The sequence below is a fragment of the Treponema sp. R80B11-R83G3 genome, from assembly GCF_054786115.1.
On sequence record NZ_BDHF01000259.1, the window covers coordinates 1 to 1,086 of the forward strand.

Here is a 1,086-nt window from a genome sequence, read left to right on the forward strand (position 1 = left end):
GTATATAAACGCAGGACTTATCCCCACATATTTTTTAATCCGCCGTCTTGGTATGGTCAATTCGTTCTGGGTATATATAATTCCTGGAATTGTAAACGCTTTTAATTTTATTGTAATGAGAACTTATATACGCGCTATTCCCGAAAGTTTCATTGAATCCGCACGGATAGACGGCTGTGGAGACTTTTACATATTTACTCGTATTATTTTCCCGTTGAGTCTGCCTGTATTGGCGACTATTGCTTTATTTGTTGCCGTAGGATCATGGAACTCTTGGTTTGATACAATGGTATATAATTCAGGCAAGGTAAATCTACACACTCTTCAGTACAAGTTGATGGAATATCTTCGATCAAGTCAATCGCAGGGTAAAACAGCCGGAGATGCAGGAGCGATGGCCCTTGCGTCCCAAGGCGGAGGTTCAGGCATGGTAACGCCAATGAGTATACGGGCGGCAATAACTGTAATTGCTTCTGTTCCTATTTTAGCTATCTATCCTTTTATGCAACGTTATTTTGTTGTTGGATTAAATGTTGGCGGAGTAAAGGAATAAGTTAAGTCATCAATCTAGGACTTATTGCACATAACATAACTTATTTGTTTTCTCATAAATCTTACATTCTTTAATATATTTTTTCTAATGCTTCTTTATTCACGCCGTCCGCATTTAAGTATTCTGAAAATATATTTAAACCATTCTTTATTGCGCTTTTTAATCTGCTGTTTATTGATATTCCATTTTCCCACCACCAATTTTTTATTGTAAATGGTTTGCCAATTTCATGCTTTTCAGGTTCCATTCGCGCAATTATTTTATTCTGATATAATACAGGTAAGACATAATAGCCGTATTTTCTTTTCTCTGTAGGTAAATACACTTCCCAACTATATTGAAAATCAAAAAGTTTATATACCATTAGCCTGTCCCATAACATATTATCCAGAGGGGCTAATAAACGGATACAATTATCATATTCCGGTTTTTTATTAAGAGATTTAACATCTTGTTGGCGTATATAAAAATCTTCATTTATTTCTGGAACAGTTATTTTTTGGATTAACCCTTTTTTTTCCAGGTTATTAAAT

General features: G+C 34.7%; 2 protein-coding genes. One reads left to right on the forward strand and one right to left on the reverse strand.

Going from position 1 to position 1,086, the window contains the following annotated elements; all coding sequences use genetic code 11:
- Positions 1-553, forward strand: a 553-nt coding sequence (locus ACYVRH_RS13140) for a carbohydrate ABC transporter permease (RefSeq protein WP_461257347.1), incomplete at its 5' end; no start/stop codon positions are given.
- A gap of 70 nt (positions 554-623) precedes the next feature.
- On the opposite strand, the gene ACYVRH_RS13145 is transcribed toward ACYVRH_RS13140, so the two are convergent.
- Positions 624-1,086 (reverse strand): DNA glycosylase AlkZ-like family protein (locus ACYVRH_RS13145; protein ID WP_461257348.1); only part of this gene is annotated, 463 nt, incomplete at its 5' end.